Genomic DNA, 14,873 nt, shown 5'->3' with positions numbered 1-14,873 from the left:
ACGCTTTCGGATTACATACAATATCATCTTTTTAGTATACCCATTTTTTTCTGTAGTATACATAAAATTCATATTCAACTTTATACTATTACACAATAGTACATTTACTTATGGTATCATAGGCAATACCCATTGTCAATATTCTTAAAAAATTTACTTTAAATTATTTTTTAACCCTCAATCTCTTGAGCTAAAAAAAAGAGGCACTACTCAGTACCTCTTTTAATATTTTAAAATTAAGCTTTAATTACTTAAGCTCTACTTCAGCTCCAACTTCAGCTAATTTAGCTTTCATGTCTTCAGCTTCTTCTTTAGCTACAGCTTCTTTTAATGTTTTAGGAGCTCCATCAACTATTTCTTTAGCTTCTTTTAATCCTAATCCAGTTAATTCTCTAACTGCTTTGATTACTTTTATTTTGTTTGCACCAGCATTAGTTAATACTACGTCAAACTCTGATTTTTCTTCTGCAGCAGCACCTGCAGCAGCTCCGCCTACAACAGCAACTGGAGCAGCAGCGCTTACTCCGAATTCTTCTTCACAAGCTTTAACTAACTCGTTTAATTCTAAAACACTCATTTCTTTTATAGCTTCTATGATTTGCTCTTTTGTCATGATTCGCACCTCCGAAATTTCTTTCCTGTTTTTTTAAGTTTCTTTTATTTTTATAAATTATTCAGCAGATTCTTCTTTCTTGTCTGCAATTGCACTTAATAAATATGCAAAGTTTGATACTGGTGATTTGATACTTCCAAGAAGTTTTGCAAGTAAAACTTCTCTTGAAGGTATAGCAGCAAGTTGCTCAGTTTCTTCTTTATTATAAACTGTTCCTTCTACTATAGCAGCTTTTAACTCAAGCTTTTTGTTTTCCTTAGCGAAATCGTTAAGTATTCTAGCTGGAGCAGTAGCATCTTCGTAACCGAAAGCTATTGAAACTGGACCTTCTAAGTATTCAACTATTCCATCAAAACCTAATTCTTTTGCAGCTAGAGTAACTAGTGTGTTTTTGTAAACTTTGTACTCAATTCCTGCTTCTCTTAAGTTCTTTCTTAAGTTTGTATCTTGTTCTACTGTTAAACCTTGGTAGCTAGCAAGTACAACTGATTGAGCTTTTTCTAATTTCTCTTTGATTTCTGCAACTTTAGCTTCTTTTAATTGTCTGTTTTTGTTCACTGTGTCCACCTCCTCACAGTTTTTAACTGCTTTATATAATAAGAAAAGTCTTCCCGTAGACATAGGAAGACTATTATATACACTATAATTGCCCTCGGTAGGTTGTTCTACGTTATACCTTACGGTACCTACTGTCTACGGAAACTTTCATTCACTTTTTTCAACAAAAATTATTTTAACATGAGCTTAATCTTATGTCAAGCATTTTATTAAAATTAATCTAAAGTTTTAGCTGGATTAACTTTAGCTCCAGGTCCCATAGTAGCTGAAACTGAAACTGATTTTAAGTATTGTCCTTTAGCAGCAGCTGGTTTAGCTTTTACTAAAGCATCCATTAAAGCTGTGAAGTTTTCAACTAACTTCTCAGTTCCGAAAGATTTCTTTCCTATTGGACAGTGAACTATAGCAGTCTTATCTACTCTATATTCAACTTTACCTGCTTTTATTTCTTTTATAGCATTAGCTACGTCAAATGTAACTGTTCCTGATTTTGGGTTTGGCATTAAACCTTTAGGTCCTAATACTCTACCTAATCTACCAACTACACCCATCATATCTGGAGTAGCAACTACTACATCGTAATCGAACCAGTTTTCACCTTGTATTTTTTGCACTAATTCGTCAGCTCCAACGAAATCTGCTCCTGCAGCTTCTGCTTCTTTAGCTTTCTCACCTTTAGCGAAAACTAAAACTTTAACATCTTTACCAGTTCCGTGTGGAAGAACAACAGCTCCTCTAACTTGTTGGTCAGCATGTCTTGGGTCTACACCTAATCTTACGTGTAATTCGATAGTTTCATCGAATTTAGCTTTTGCAGTTTTAACAGCAAGCTCTAAAGCTTCTGCTGGAGTATATAATGCATTTTTATCTATTAATTTTGAACTTTCAATATATTTCTTTCCCATTAATATAATCCTCCTTTGTGGTATTAGCGGTTTTTACCTCCCACCGATTTGAATAAATTATTCTACTACTACTACACCCATACTTCTAGCAGTACCTTCGATCATGCTCATTGCAGTTTCGATTGTTGCAGCATTTAAGTCTGGCATTTTTAATTCAGCAATTTTTCTTATTTGCTCTTTAGTGATGTTTCCAACTTTAGTTCTGTTTGGAACACCTGATCCACTTTCTAAGCCTAATTCTTTCTTTATAAGAACTGCAGCTGGTGGAGTTTTTAGTATGAAGCTGAATGATCTGTCTTGATATACAGTTATTACAACTGGTATTATTAAGCCAGCTTTATCAGCAGTCTTTGCGTTGAATTCTTTACAGAATCCCATTATGTTTACACCGTGTTGACCTAAAGCTGGTCCTACTGGTGGTGCTGGTGTTGCTTTTCCTGCAGGAAGTTGAAGTTTTATCATTCCTGTTACTTTCTTAGCCATGAGTTTATTCCTCCTATACTGTGGTAATTATCGGACTTCCGCCCTCCCACTTGATCGAGACGTTAGTCTGATTTTTAATCTAATTTTTCTACTTGATTAAAATCTAGTTCAGCAAGAGTTTCTCTACCGAACATATCTACTAAGGCTTTAATTTTGCCTTTTTCAACATTTATTTCTTGGATTATAGCAGCAAAGCCACTTAAAGCTCCTGAAATAATGTTTATAGTTTCTCCTACCTCCAAGTCAATATCCATAGCAGTTTTCATTACTCCCATAGAATCTACCTCTTCATCGGTAAGCGGTACAGGTTTTGACCCTGGACCTACAAAGCCAGTTACTCCTCTTGTATTTCTTACGACATACCAAGATTCGTCTGTCATAACCATGTTTACTATAACATATCCTGGGAATTTTTTCTTTAAAGTAACTTTTATCTTACCATCTTTCTCTTCTGCACATTCTTCCATTGGAACTTGAATGTCTAAGATCAAAGATTCTAAGTTTCTGTTCTCTATAGTCTTCTCAAGATTTGCTTTAACTTTGTTTTCGTATCCTGAATATGTGTGTACTACGTACCATCTAGCTCTATCACTCATATTATACCGGTGAATAAAATCACCAAACCTCCCTTATATTATTTAAGTCCAAACACTAACTCAAAGAGGTTCTTAAATACAAAATCCATTGCACCTATTAGGGCAATAGATATTACAGTAAATATTATTACTGCAATAATGGCCTTTTTAGCTTCTTCTTTTGGTGGCCAAGTTATTCTTTTGATTTCTGCCTTAACCCCTCTAAAGAACTTTGTTATTCCAAAGCCTCTGCTTTTTTCATTTACATTTTGCTTTGCAGCCATAAATTCACATCCTTAACACCATAATGTATTAGAATTTTTTCATTCAAAACACTACTTAGTTTCTCTGTGAAGAGTATGAGTCTTACAGAACTTGCAGTATTTTTTCATCTCTATTCTATTAGGATCGTTTTTCTTGTTTTTCATAGTGTTGTAGTTTCTTTGCTTGCACTCAGTACATGCTAAAGTTACTTTTACTCTCACGTTCAGCACCTCCAGTTTTGTTGTATATTAAAAGTAGTTCTATCTACCAATACACTGCTAGTTTATTACTAAAATACATTATCATAAATATACACAAGTGTCAACAAACGTTGGCTATGTAAAGGACTAGGTTATTTAACCCAGTCCTTATTATGATAAACTATATGTTGTTTTGCTTAAAACTACTCGATTATTGAAGTAACAACTCCTGAACCTACAGTTCTTCCACCTTCTCTGATAGCGAATCTTAATCCTTCATCCATAGCGATTTCAGTGATTAATTCAACTTCCATATCGATGTGGTCTCCAGGCATAACCATTTCCATTCCGTCTGGTAATTTGATTGATCCTGTAACGTCTGTTGTTCTGAAGTAGAATTGTGGTCTATATCCATCGAAGAATGGAGTATGTCTTCCACCTTCTTCTTTTTTAAGTACGTATACTTGACCTACGAATTTTTTATGTGGGTTGATTGTTCCAGTTTGAGCTAAAACTTGACCTCTTTCGATGTCAGTTCTTTGGATACCTCTTAATAATGCTCCGATGTTATCTCCAGCTTGTGCTTCATCTAATAACTTTCTGAACATTTCGATTCCTGTTACAACAGTTTTTCTTCTTTCTTCAGTTAATCCGATTACTTCTACTTCGTCTCCTACATGTAGAACTCCTCTTTCAACTCTTCCTGTTGCAACTGTTCCTCTACCAGTGATTGTGAATACGTCCTCTACTGGCATTAAGAATGGCTTATCTGTTGCTCTTTCTGGTGTTGGGATGTAAGTATCAACTGCTTCCATTAACTCTCTGATACAAGCTGTTGCAGCTTCGTCAGTTGGGTTTTCTAATGCTACTAAAGCTGATCCTTTGATTACTGGAATGTCATCTCCTGGGAAGTTGTACTCGCTTAATAACTCTCTAACTTCCATTTCAACTAATTCTAATAATTCTTCGTCGTCAACCATATCTGCTTTGTTTAAGAATACTACGATGTGGTCAACTCCAACTCTTGATGATAATAGGATATGCTCTCTTGTTTGAGGCATTGGACCATCAGCTGCTGAACAAACTAAGATAGCTCCGTCCATTTGAGCTGCTCCTGTGATCATGTTTTTAACATAGTCAGCATGTCCTGGGCAGTCAACGTGAGCGTAGTGTCTATTAGCTGTTTCGTACTCAACGTGAGCTGTGTTGATTGTGATTCCTCTTTCTTTTTCTTCTGGAGCTTTATCTATTTCATCGTATTTGAATGCTTCTGCTCCACCAGCTTGTGCTAAAACTGTTGTTATAGCTGCTGTTAAAGTTGTTTTACCGTGGTCTACGTGACCGATTGTTCCAATGTTAACGTGTGGTTTGCTTCTTTCAAATTTTGCTTTTGACATTGCAAATTCCTCCTTTAAAATTCAAATAAACTCTACCTAGCGTGTTGTATTTTCCTTATTTTGGATTGGAGCTCACGATCGGGATTGAACCGACGACCTCCGCCTTACCAAGGCGACGCTCTGCCGACTGAGCTACGTGAGCACCTTACATTCATTTAATTTACCTATGCCATAAAAATTTTACTACTAATAAAATTCTTTGTCAATACTTTTAAAAAATTGCATTATTTAATGTTTAAACATTTTTCAAGCTTTCTTTTTACACGTTGTAGTGCATTATCTATAGATTTAGCTTCTCTATCTAAATCACAAGCAATTTCCTGATATGATTTACCATCTAAATAAGAATGTAACACTTCTAATTCTAATTCTGAAAGCACACTATTTATTGCACTTTCTATTTTTTCAACCTCTTCCTTACCTATGATCAATGATTCAGGATCTGTAATTGTTATTCCCACAACAGTATCTAAAAGAGTTCTATCAGATTCCTCTTCATAAATAGGTTTGCTTAGAGAGATATACGTATTAAGCGGGATATGTTTTTGCCTTGTTGCTGTTTTTATTGCAGTTATTATTTGTCTAGTAACACAAAGTTCCGCAAAACTTTTAAATGACGCAAATTTTTCTGGATTAAAGTCTCTTATAGCTTTATATAATCCAATCATTCCCTCTTGGTATATATCCTCTTTATCTGCTCCTATAAGAAAATATGATTTAGATTTAGCTCTTACAAACTGCTCATACTTACTTATTATATATTCTTGAGCCCTATTTTCACCATTCTTAGCTAGTATAACAATTTCTTTATCTGTTAGATCTTTAAATTCTTCGCAATTATCAATTTTAGCTAAATCATAAGTAATCCCCATATTCTCTACACCCCCAGATAGAAACCTTATATCCAATAAATTACAAATAAATTATAAGATTTATATTTTACTTAGTCAATATTACCCTCTTCTCATTTTTTCTAATTTTTCTAATACACTTTCCTCTAAGGTATCTCCTAAAAAGTTTTTACCTATTTCAGATTTATTTTTTTCTGCCTTTTTTCTAATGTTATCCTGAACTTTTAATACTTCATTGTAGAATTCAATAGATGACATTCTGACAGCCCCTCTTTGGAAGATAGTTTGTTGTTCTAATCTATCTGAGGTTACAACAATAACTTCAACCTTTCTTCCTAATTCATCTACCATTCTCTCAATATATGCATCAGCAATTTCGCCTTCTTTTGTAAAGACAGTAATTATATTTCCAGATACCTCTTTACTCTCTATATTCCCAGCAACCTTATGTGCATCAAAAACCAAATAAATTCTACAAGAGTTAAAAGCAGCATAGTTTTCAAGCATTTCTGTAAGCTCTGTTCTTGCTATGTCATAGCTATAATTTTTTGACTTTTTTAAATTAGGCCAACTATTTATAACATTATAACCATCTATAAATATAACTCTCATTTTATCACTCTTTTTCTACTTTATTATTCTTGATTTTAATACCTCATACATCATTATACCACCTGCAACTGAAGCATTTAAAGAATTAATTTTTCCAACCATTGGTATTTTAACTAATTTATCGCATTTCTTTTTAGTTAGATTAGACATTCCTCTACCTTCACTACCTATAATTATTCCACAAGCTCCTTTGAAGTTTGTTTCATAACTGTACTCTTCTCCAGCTATATCAGCTCCATATATCCATACATTATTAGCCTTTAATTCTTCAATAGCATTGTTTATATTAGTAACTTTTGCTATTTTCATATGCTCAATAGCTCCCACAGAAGCTTTATAAACAGTTCCAGTTACTCCAACATTTCTTCTCTTTGGAATTATAATACCATGAGCACCACATAATTCTGCTGTCCTTACTATTGATCCTAAATTATGAGGATCTTCTAACTCATCTAAAATAACTATGAATGGATCTTCATTTTTACTCTTAGCTAAATCTAATATATCTTCAACAGTACTATATTTAAAAGGAGTTATTTGTGCTATTATCCCTTGATGAGCTTTAGTTTCACTCATTAGGTCAAGCTTCTTTCTATCAACTTCTTTTACAACTATTTTCTTTTCTTTAGCTAATCCTAAAATTTTGTTTATTGAACCTTCCATTTTTCCATTAGCTATAAATATTTGCTCTATAGTCTTATCTGACTTTAATAATTCTATAACAGCATTTCTTCCTTCTACTAAATCTTCTCTTACTTTAACTTCTTCTTCAACGAAACTTCTATTATTTCTAGCATATTTTTCTTCTCTTGATCTTTGTTCTCTTTCTAAAGCATACTTTTGCTTACGAGTTAATTGTTTATATTTATTTTCTGACTTTGTCATTTTGTTCTCTCCTTAAAATTTTCTATTTACCAAGATATAATTCTCTCATCTCTTTAAGCTTTCCACAGCACATTTTTCCTTCAGGACATGGACCTGCTACACAACTTGGACCTGCGTTTTTAAACAATATTGGTGCAACTTTTTTAACTTCATGAACCATTTGTTCAGCCATATTTCTTATTTCCCATTGTGCTCTATCACAACATCTATGATGGAAAAAATTCATTAAACTTCTAGCATTCATAGTAAATACAATTTTTGTTTCACAAGCATTTGGAAATACATATCTTGCATCTTCTATAGCCTTTTTCTCAGCAGATTTTTCTCCCATACCTTTGCTAATATATTTAGTTTTTAATCTTTCAACTATCTCATCATATGCTTTTTGTGCTCCATTCATTTGATCAATAAAAACCTTTTTAGCTACCTCATCTTCCTCTATAGCTGGTGGCACTATGTATTCAAACTGATCTAACTTAACATATCTTTGAGATTGTTGTGAGTAAGATGCTATTCTATGTCTAACTAACTGATGAGTTAAGCTTCTTGAAACTCCTTCTACAGCAAAAGTAAAGGAAACATGCTCTATTGGTGACATATGGCCATATGACATAAGCATATTTAAAAACTTCTCTGCTCCTTCATCAGTTAAATTTCCTAATATATCATCAACCCCTACAGGACTATAGCATAATTTAGCCGCTGCTGCTATTGTCTTTTCTGGTTCAGGTGTATATTGTAATAACTTAACTTTTAACATTAATAATTCTCCCCTCTAAATGTGTACTCCTATACATTTTAATAAGAACTCATTTAATCTTTCTTCTTTGCCAGTAAGATATAAATAACCTACTAAAGCTTCAAAACCTGTTGCATTTCTATAATCTCTAACATTTGCATTTTTAGGTACAGTTGCTGACTTAGCGTTCCTACCTCTTTTATAGATATAAAGTTCTTCCTCATTTAACTCATCTTCTAAAGCGTTTATTATGTCACTTTGAGCCTTAGCTTTTACATATTGTATAGCCTTAACATGTATTTTATGAGCTGATAAGCCTGCATTTTCACTTAATATATAGTTTCTTATAAAAACTTCGTAAACTCCATCTCCTATTAAAGCTAATTGAAGCGGGTTTAACATTCTAGCTTCACTTTCTGAAAACTCTCTGTATAATAAATTCTTCAATATCTTATCTCCTTTTGTTTGAGCTTAATCTAAAAATTATATAGAATTTATTTAGTTAAAACTATTAAACTACAAATTTAGGTCTAATTCAATCAAAGATTTTAATATAATTAAATTTAGCTTTCTTAAAATTATAGAATTAGAAATAAAATATTTAATAGTTATTAAATAAAATTCTTTAAAATAATAACTTGCAAAAGAAACCTCCTTTGCAAGTTTATTATCTACATTATATCATCTTCCATCTAACACCTTGAGGAGTATCTTCTAAGACAATTCCTCTATCTTTTAAATCATCTCTTATTTTATCAGCTAAAGCAAAATCTCTATCTTTTCTAGCTTGTTGTCTTTGAGCTATTAAAGTTTCGATTTCTTCTTCTAAGTTTCCTTTAGTTGACTTTTGGAACATTCCTAGTGGAGCTCCTAATTCTCTTATTAAATCTAAAGCTTTTTGAGCTAACTCTTTTGATGAATCAATTGTTATATTTGTATTAGTGTCTTTTATTAAATCAAATATAGCTGTTATAGCATCAGCTGTGTTGAAATCATCGTCCATTTTTTCAATATATTTTTCTTTATATTTATTTAATGAATCTAAGTAAGCTTTTTCTTCTTCATTCATTTCTTCTCTAGAAACTTCATCTATTAAATTCTCTAAGTTTCCTATAGCATTGTATATTCTTTCAACTGAAGCCTTAGCTGATTCTAATAAATCTTCACTAAAGTTAAGTTGTTGTCTATAGTGTGCTGATAACATTAAGAATCTTATAACATCAGCATCATATTTTTCTAATATCTCTCTTGCAGTAAAGAAGTTATTTAATGATTTTGACATTTTTTCATTGTTTACATTAACAAAAGCTGAATGTAACCAATATCTTGCAAAAGGTTCACCTGTTAAAGCTTCACTTTGTGCTATTTCATTTTCATGATGAGGGAATTTTAAATCTGATCCACCAGCATGAATATCTATAGTTTCACCTAGTAATTTTTTAGCCATGCATGAACATTCTATATGCCATCCTGGTCTTCCCATTCCCCATGGACTGTTCCAAGCAGGCTCACCTGGTTTTTGTGCTTTCCATATAGCAAAGTCCATTGGATCTTTTTTTCTTTCATCAATACTTATTCTAGCACCTGATTGAAGATCTTCTATGTTCTGTCCTGATAACTTTCCATATCCTTCAAACTTCTTAGTTGAGAAATAAACATCTCCATCAACTTCATAAGCATATCCTTTATCAACTAATCCTTTAACAAACTTTATTATATCTCCAATAAACTCTGTAGCTCTTGGATTAACTGTAGCTCTTTCTATATTTAACGCATCTGCATCTTGGTAATACTCTTTTATGTAAGTATCTCCAATCTTCTTTACAGTTGTTTCTTCTTCATTGGCTTTTTTAATCATCTTGTCATCTATATCTGTAAAGTTTTGAACAAAATCAACTTTAAATCCTCTGTACTCAAAATATCTTCTTATAGTATCAAAAACTATAAAAGTTCTACCATTTCCTATATGAAAAAAGTTGTACACAGTAGGACCACAAACATACATTTTAACTTCTCCTGGAGTTAAAGGAATGAATTCTTCTTTTTTCTTGTTTAAAGTATTATAAACCTTAATCACTATTTGACCCTCCTACCTTATATTATTAGTAACTCACCTTATTCTAAAATAAGGTGAGTTCTATATTATATTCTAATTATATACAATTCTGTTAATCTTATAAATTATAAACTTAAATTAGCCTTTTCAAACTCTTCTCTTACTCTATTATAAACTTCATCTATAGTTAAAGTCTCTACTTCTCCACCATTTCTAAGTTTAAATTCAACTTGACCTTCACCAATCATTTTTCCAACAGTTATTCTCATTGGAATTCCTATTAATTCAGAGTCTTTGAATTTAACTCCCGCTCTTTCTTTTCTATCATCAAGTAGAGCTTCAACTCCCATTTTTCTTAATTCATTATATATTTCTTCAGCTTTAGTTGCTTGTTCTTCATTTTTAACGTTAGCTGGTATAACTGATACATGGTATGGAGCTACTTCTAATGGCCAGATTATTCCGTTTTCGTCATTATGTTGCTCTATTATTGAAGCTACAGTTCTTGTAACACCAATTCCATAGCATCCCATTATAAATGGTTTAGCTTTTCCATCTTCATCAATAAATGTTGCACCCATAGATTCTGAATACTTAGTTCCAAGTTTGAATATGTGTCCAACCTCAGTACCTCTTGAAATAGTTATTTCTTTTCCACACTCAGGACATTTTTCTCCTACAGTAACGTTTCTGAAATCTCCAACTATTCCTTCAAAGTCTCTTCCATAGTTTACATTCTTTAAGTGCATATCTGTTTCATTAGCACCAATTATAAAGTTATACATATTAGCTACTTCTTGGTCAACTAATAACATATCTACTTTTATTCCTATAGGACCAGCAAATCCAACAGCAGCCCCTGTAGCTTCTTTAACAGCCTCTTCACTAGCCATTTCTAATTCTGTAACTTCTCCAACAGCATTAGCTATTTTAACTTCATTAGCTTCTCTATCTCCTCTTAATACAACAGCAACAACCTTATCATCTGCTTGGAATATTAAAGTTTTTGCTATTTTCTTTGGTGAACATTCAAAGAAGTTTGCTAAATCTTCAATTGATTTAACAGCTGGAGTCTCAACTTTTTCTACTTCTATTAATTCTTCTTTTTCTGCATGTTCTGGTGTTGATGGAGCTTTTTCTATATTAGCTGCATAATCACAAGCTGTACAGAATACTACATCATCTTCTCCAACCTCTGATTTAACCATAAACTCTGCTGAACCAGATCCACCTATAGCTCCTGAATCAGCTGCAACTGCCTTAGCATCTAATCCACATCTATTAAATATATTAACATATGCTTTTCTCATTTTTTCATATGCTAAATCTAATCCTTCTTGGTCTTTGTCAAAGCTATATCCATCTTTCATTATGAATTCTCTTGATCTCATAACTCCAAATCTTGGTCTTCTTTCATCTCTATACTTAGTTTGTATTTGGTATAGATTTAATGGTAATTGCTTATATGATTTTATTTCATTTCTAACGATATCAGTAAATACTTCTTCGTGAGTTGGTCCTAAGCAAAAATCTCTGTTATGTCTATCTTTTAATCTAAACATTTCTGCTCCGTAAGCATCCCATCTTCCTGATTCTTGCCATAACTCAGATGGTATTAAAGCTGATGCTAAGAACTCTTGAGCACCTGCATTATTCATTTCTTCTCTTACAATATTTTTAACATTTTCTATAACTTTTAATCCTAAAGGCATATAGTTATAAATACCTGCAGCCATCTTTCTCATAAGACCTGCTCTAAGCATAAGTTTGTGACTTGCTATTTCTGCTTCAGCTGGAACTTCTCTTAAAGTTCCTACTAACATATTTGACATTTTCATAGTATATTACCTCCTCATAAGCTGTTATTTAATCTTAATATTTTAATTAATTAAATTCATTTAAAAAAATAAAAAAGCTCTACCCTAAAAAAACATTAGGGCGAGCTTGTATTTCGCGGTACCACCTAAATTTGTACTCTCTTCATTGTTAACGGTATTAAACCCGGTTAGTTTTTTGCTACGACTCCAAAGTAGGTTCAAAACATATTGAAAATCTCTCAGCCTAGTATTTTCTCTCTGTATAAGCGTTTCTACTAATCTTTTTCACAGTCTTTACAACTATTAAATTTTCTTAAATCTTATAAAATTATATCCTTATAAAAATAACATGTCAATATACTGTCTGTATCTTGTGATTCTTACTTTACTAAATTTTCTGCTAATATTAAATCTTCTGGGGTTGTTACTTTTATATTTTTATAGTCACCCTCAAAAAGATAAACTTTTTCTCCTAAAAGTTCCGCTATCATGGTATCATCTGTAACTGGAATCTTTTCATCTTTAACTTTATCATGCCCCTTTTTTATTAAATCGTATTTAAAGCATTGAGGGGTTTGAACAGCTACTAAAGATGATCTATCTAGTGTATTTATTGAGAATCCTTCTAAATTTTTAACTTTTATTGTATCTTTAGGCATAACTCCTGGAGCTGCTGCTCCAAATTCCTTAGCATACTTTATTCCATCTTCTATTATTTTTTTACTTACAAAAGCTCTTGCTCCATCATGTATTAAAACTACATCACAATCTTCTAGGACATTTAATGCATTATAAACTGAATCCTGTCTTTCTTTTCCACCCTCTACAATTTTAGATATTTTAAAATCAAATCTAGATTCTATTCTAGTTTGAAAATAATCTATTTCATCTTTAGGAAGAACAAGTATTATTTCATCAATTTCCGTACATTCCTCAAAAGCTTTTAAAGTGTAATATATTATAGGCTTTCCATTTATTTCAATGAATTGCTTACTAACATCAGCACCCATTCTTTTTCCTTTTCCACCTGCTAATACTATACTAACTACTTTTCCCATAATTGAATATCCTTTTAAGACTTAGATTTAGCAAATATCATTCTACCTGCTGCAGTTTGAAGTACTGATGTAACAATTACTGTTATTTCTTTTCCCATGTACTTTCTTCCACCTTCTACAACAATCATAGTACCATCATCAAGATAGGCAACCCCTTGTCCAGATTCTTTTCCATCCTTCACTACAGTAAGGGTCATCTCTTCTCCTGGTAACACTACTGGCTTAATTGCATTTGCTAATTCATTTATATTTAGTACTGGTACACCTTGGAACTCTGCCACTTTATTTAAGTTATAATCATTTGTTACAACTTTTCCGTTTAATTTTTGTGCTAATTTTAAAAGCTTAATATCAACTTCTGCAATTTCTGGGAAATCACCTTCCCACATGTCAACTTCTATTGGAAGTTCTTTTTGAATTTTATTTAATATATCTAATCCTCTTCTTCCTCTTGTTCTCTTTAAGGAGTCTGAACAATCTGATATATGTCTTAACTCATCAAGTACAAAAGTTGGTATTACTAAAGAACCTTCTATAAAACCTGTTTGGCATAAATCAAATATTCTACCATCAATTATTACAGATGTATCTAGAACCTTTGGTGTAGCCCCAATTTTTTTATTTGTAGTATTTTTTGTCTTCTTATCCTTAGATTGATTCTTTTTTAAATTCTCGAAATAGCCTAAAATATCATCTCTCTTTTTAACAGCTATATCTGCTCCAATAATCATTGCAATTATATTTATAACTATTGATACAATAGGGCCTAACATATCATTTAAACCACTTAAGAATGTACTTAATGGCAACGTTATTACTAAAGCTAATATTAATGCGACTATAGCTCCTAAAGCCCCAAATATTATTTCGCTTGGTGATAATTTAGATATACCTTTTTCTATAAAAGTTATAAACTTTCTTATAGCTTTATAAATAAAAGGAGAAAGAATAAATAAAATGATTCCAAAAATAGCAATTAAAATTACATAAAATGATACCTGTAAAAAAATGTTTGTTAGATATTCTCTGCCTATAGCACTCTTTCTTATTGCATCTGCTAAAACAAATCCTATCAATAATCCTAAAATAGTAAAAATTACTCTAAAAATTTTCTTTATCACAAACTCACCTCCTATATAATTATTGACATGTTTAGTTTTTATCATTCATAGTTGTAAAATATTTATAATATATTTTCTTAATTATACCATATTAAACCTCTTTAATACTTACAAAATACTCTTTAAATATTATAATTAAAAAATTACCCCCTATAAATCTTTTGTAATTTGATTTATATTATAGTCAAGTTAACAAGCTAATTAGTTTTTAACATATATTTAGTTTTGCAACCTAAATCATTTGACAAATATAACCAAAAAATTCTATAATTACTATAGGGTCAAAGATTAGTATATAAGGAGTGAAACACTATGAAGGACGTAATTTTTGACGATTTTCAAAATAGCGTTAATAATTCTTTACTTAGACACAAAAGCATCTTAGATATATTAAGCAAATATCAAGAATCACAATCAAGAGCAAACAGAGCTATATGTAAAGCCGTTACGAATTGTGGCTGCATAGAGATTTGTGCTAAAAAACAAAGTATGCTAAAGGATGATGACCTATCCTTAGATGAACTAAACCCATGCCTAAGCTCTCATTTAAAAGGAAGCTTATGTGAAAATTGTAGAGAAGTTATAGAACGTGAACTTGGAAACAATCTCTTCTATTTAACATCACTATGCAATGCATTGGATTTAAACCTATTTGATATCTTATTAAAAGAATATAATAAAATGGATACCTTAGGTAAATTTACTTTCAGATAATAAATATTAAGTGCCATATTTATAT

18 protein-coding genes, 1 tRNA gene and 1 other annotated feature are annotated in these 14,873 nt (G+C 31.7%); of the genes, 1 reads left to right on the top strand and 18 read right to left on the bottom strand.

Annotated features, from left to right (window positions below):
* Positions 1–247 precede the first annotated feature (247 nt).
* The 18 genes from rplL to OIF33_RS14535 form a co-directional block, all read right to left on the bottom strand.
* The gene (rplL, locus tag OIF33_RS14620) at positions 248–613 is read right to left on the bottom strand and encodes a 50S ribosomal protein L7/L12 (protein WP_003452170.1); all 366 of its coding nucleotides are present in this window, start codon (positions 611–613) and stop codon (positions 248–250) included.
* Between the two features lie 57 nt (positions 614–670).
* Positions 671–1,171: a 50S ribosomal protein L10 gene (gene rplJ / locus OIF33_RS14615; protein ID WP_322504984.1), complete on the bottom strand. Its 501-nt coding sequence runs from the start codon at positions 1,169–1,171 to the stop codon at positions 671–673.
* Between the two features lie 32 nt (positions 1,172–1,203).
* Positions 1,204–1,330: a sequence feature (ribosomal protein L10 leader region), on the bottom strand.
* 56 nt (positions 1,331–1,386) lie between these two features.
* Positions 1,387–2,076 (bottom strand): 50S ribosomal protein L1, encoded by a 690-nt coding sequence (gene rplA, locus OIF33_RS14610; RefSeq protein ID WP_322504983.1) that lies wholly within the window; start codon positions 2,074–2,076, stop codon positions 1,387–1,389.
* A 57-nt stretch (positions 2,077–2,133) separates the two neighbouring features.
* A complete protein-coding gene (gene rplK / locus OIF33_RS14605) occupies positions 2,134–2,559 on the bottom strand; it encodes a 50S ribosomal protein L11 (RefSeq protein WP_003452181.1) in 426 nt (141 codons plus the stop codon).
* A 74-nt stretch (positions 2,560–2,633) separates the two neighbouring features.
* Positions 2,634–3,155 carry a transcription termination/antitermination protein NusG gene (nusG, locus tag OIF33_RS14600; RefSeq protein ID WP_322504982.1) on the bottom strand — a complete coding sequence of 174 codons (522 nt, stop codon included), beginning with the start codon at positions 3,153–3,155 and terminating at the stop codon, positions 2,634–2,636.
* Positions 3,156–3,193: 38 nt separating this feature from the next.
* Positions 3,194–3,418, bottom strand: coding sequence for a preprotein translocase subunit SecE (secE, locus tag OIF33_RS14595; RefSeq protein WP_322504981.1), 225 nt, complete (start codon positions 3,416–3,418; stop codon positions 3,194–3,196).
* Between the two features lie 51 nt (positions 3,419–3,469).
* Entirely contained in the window at positions 3,470–3,619 is a 150-nt protein-coding gene (gene rpmG, locus OIF33_RS14590) for a 50S ribosomal protein L33 (protein WP_003482374.1), read from the bottom strand.
* Positions 3,620–3,801: 182 nt separating this feature from the next.
* Entirely contained in the window at positions 3,802–4,995 is a 1,194-nt protein-coding gene (gene tuf / locus OIF33_RS14585; protein ID WP_322504980.1) for an elongation factor Tu, read from the bottom strand.
* Between the two features lie 66 nt (positions 4,996–5,061).
* A tRNA-Thr gene (locus OIF33_RS14580) sits at positions 5,062–5,137 on the bottom strand.
* Between the two features lie 82 nt (positions 5,138–5,219).
* The gene (gene sigH, locus OIF33_RS14575; protein WP_322504979.1) at positions 5,220–5,867 is read right to left on the bottom strand and encodes an RNA polymerase sporulation sigma factor SigH; all 648 of its coding nucleotides are present in this window, start codon (positions 5,865–5,867) and stop codon (positions 5,220–5,222) included.
* 81 nt (positions 5,868–5,948) lie between these two features.
* On the bottom strand, positions 5,949–6,458 hold the full coding sequence (locus OIF33_RS14570; RefSeq protein WP_322504978.1) for an NYN domain-containing protein: 510 nt from the start codon (positions 6,456–6,458) through the stop codon (positions 5,949–5,951).
* A 15-nt stretch (positions 6,459–6,473) separates the two neighbouring features.
* A complete protein-coding gene (rlmB, locus tag OIF33_RS14565) occupies positions 6,474–7,343 on the bottom strand; it encodes a 23S rRNA (guanosine(2251)-2'-O)-methyltransferase RlmB (protein ID WP_322504977.1) in 870 nt (289 codons plus the stop codon).
* Positions 7,344–7,365: 22 nt separating this feature from the next.
* Positions 7,366–8,103 (bottom strand): FAD-dependent thymidylate synthase, encoded by a 738-nt coding sequence (thyX, locus tag OIF33_RS14560; protein ID WP_322504976.1) that lies wholly within the window; start codon positions 8,101–8,103, stop codon positions 7,366–7,368.
* A 15-nt stretch (positions 8,104–8,118) separates the two neighbouring features.
* On the bottom strand, positions 8,119–8,529 hold the full coding sequence (locus OIF33_RS14555) for a Mini-ribonuclease 3 (RefSeq protein WP_322504975.1): 411 nt from the start codon (positions 8,527–8,529) through the stop codon (positions 8,119–8,121).
* A gap of 229 nt (positions 8,530–8,758) precedes the next feature.
* The gene (cysS, locus tag OIF33_RS14550) at positions 8,759–10,156 is read right to left on the bottom strand and encodes a cysteine--tRNA ligase (protein ID WP_322505129.1); all 1,398 of its coding nucleotides are present in this window, start codon (positions 10,154–10,156) and stop codon (positions 8,759–8,761) included.
* Positions 10,157–10,263: 107 nt separating this feature from the next.
* On the bottom strand, positions 10,264–11,976 hold the full coding sequence (locus OIF33_RS14545; protein WP_322504974.1) for a proline--tRNA ligase: 1,713 nt from the start codon (positions 11,974–11,976) through the stop codon (positions 10,264–10,266).
* 359 nt (positions 11,977–12,335) lie between these two features.
* Positions 12,336–13,013 (bottom strand): 2-C-methyl-D-erythritol 4-phosphate cytidylyltransferase, encoded by a 678-nt coding sequence (gene ispD / locus OIF33_RS14540; RefSeq protein ID WP_322504973.1) that lies wholly within the window; start codon positions 13,011–13,013, stop codon positions 12,336–12,338.
* Positions 13,014–13,027: 14 nt separating this feature from the next.
* Positions 13,028–14,134, bottom strand: coding sequence for a PIN/TRAM domain-containing protein (locus tag OIF33_RS14535; RefSeq protein ID WP_322504972.1), 1,107 nt, complete (start codon positions 14,132–14,134; stop codon positions 13,028–13,030).
* A 312-nt stretch (positions 14,135–14,446) separates the two neighbouring features.
* On the opposite strand from OIF33_RS14535, the gene OIF33_RS14530 reads away from it, so the two are divergent.
* A complete protein-coding gene (locus tag OIF33_RS14530; protein ID WP_322504971.1) occupies positions 14,447–14,848 on the top strand; it encodes a DUF1573 domain-containing protein in 402 nt (133 codons plus the stop codon).
* The last annotated feature ends 25 nt before the right edge of the window (positions 14,849–14,873 follow it).

Source organism: Clostridium sp. LIBA-8841 (assembly GCF_034439435.1).
In the GTDB taxonomy this organism is placed as follows: Bacteria; Bacillota; Clostridia; order Clostridiales; family Clostridiaceae; genus Sarcina.
The sequence above is the reverse complement of the archived record's forward strand: the minus strand, read 5'-3'. Positions and strand labels throughout refer to the sequence as shown.